Annotated in this window: 1 protein-coding gene and 1 pseudogene; both read right to left on the reverse strand. The window is 70.4% G+C overall.

The features are described from left to right. Nucleotides 1–1,025: ABC transporter permease (locus tag ACTOQ3_RS43485; RefSeq protein ID WP_440089918.1), on the reverse strand; the 1,025-nt coding region annotated here is incomplete at its 3' end. After that, a pseudogene (locus tag ACTOQ3_RS43490) lies at nucleotides 1,022–1,540 on the reverse strand (ABC transporter ATP-binding protein); the annotation flags it as partial. The pseudogene ACTOQ3_RS43490 and the gene ACTOQ3_RS43485, both read right to left, overlap by 4 nt.

Here is a 1,540-nt window from a genome sequence, read left to right on the forward strand (position 1 = left end):
CAGAAGCAGAACCAGGTCAGGCCGGCGGTGAGCAGGGCGTAGATGCCGGTCTCGATCCACTGGAAGGGCCAGAAGCGTTCCAGGGGCTGGTAGGTCGCCTGCTGCCGGTAACCAAGCCGGTTGATCTCGGCCAAGCACGAGTCCATGCCCTGTCCCGGTCCCGCTCCCGGCGGTGCGCAGGGTCCCGACGTGGTGGAGGTCTTGACGGCGGCTTCCACGCCGCTCGCGCGCCCGGACGGATCGATGAACTCGCTGGACAGGACCCAGGCACCGGCGTGGCCGGGGACGACCGAATCCAGCCTGACGTGCACGAACTGGTTTTCGTCCCGGTTTATGCCGATGCCATCCACGTTCGTCTTGCTGAGTTCGAAGGTCCCGGTGACCGGGGGCATCAAGTGGGGACGGACCAGCAGCGGCATGGCGAGCTGGATCGCGACGAAGACGGCCAGGGTGAGGGCCATGGCGGCCAGGGTGCGGCGCGCCAGCATGCCCACGGTCACGCCCAGGACGAAGGCGAAGGCCGCGTACCCCATCGGCGCGATGCCGCGCGCGCCGAACACCAGGGGAGCCATCAGGGCCAGGTCCGGAGCGGCCGACTTGTCCAGGGGAGCGGACCACCAGGTCACCGCGAGGCCGCACACGCCGGCGGCGACCACGGCCGTCAGGCCGGTGAGCCCGAGCTTGACCGCCAGCCAGCGGCCGCGGGTGATGCTCTGGTTCCACACCAGCAGGTGCGTGCCCGTCTCCAGCTCACGGGTGATCAACGGCGCTCCCCAGAAGAGCCCGACCAGTGCCGGCAGGATCAGCACGACGAGGCTGAGGGCCATGAAGGGGAGGTCGTACTCGCCGAAGAAGCGGTCGTAGAAGCGGTCGCAGGAGCTGTCCTGCGTGCAGGCGGTGATCCCGGCGGAGTAGCCGGAGGCCAGGTCCGGCCCGGTGAGGGCCAGAGTGGCGACGAGAACCAGGAGTGCGGCGGCCATCATCGTGGCCGAGCCGCGGAACTGGCGCCAGGTCAGCCAGATCATCGCTGCACCTCCAGGGCGGCCCGCCGGTTCTCGGCGGTGCGCTTCTCCATGTAGGCCAGGACGAGGTCCTCCAGGCCGAGCCGGCTGACCGTCCAGGCGGGGTCGTGGATCGGGGCGTCGGTACGGACCACGTACGTGCTCTGCCGGTCGGTGTGGCGCGCGGAGACCACGTGCTGGTCGGCGGGGAGGCGGTCGGGGTCGCGGCGCGGGCCGGTGAGCCGGTGATGGGTGGACAGCAGCTTCTCGGTCTCCCCGGCGACCTGGACGCGGGAGTCGACCAGCACGACCAGGAAGTCGCAGACCCGTTCCAGGTCGGAGACCAGGTGGGAGGAGAGCACGACGCTGAACTCGTGCTCGACGGTGGCCTCCATCAGCCCCTGCATGAACTCGCGGCGGGCCAGCGGGTCCAGTGAGGCCACGGGCTCGTCCAGGATCAGTAGTTCGGGCCGTTTGGCCAGGCCGAGGGTGAGGGCGAGCTGGGCGCGCTCGCCGCCGGACAGCCTGCCCGCCCGCTG

Source organism: Streptosporangium sp. LJ11 (genome assembly GCF_051918945.1).
In the GTDB taxonomy this organism is placed as follows: Bacteria; Actinomycetota; Actinomycetes; order Streptosporangiales; family Streptosporangiaceae; genus Streptosporangium.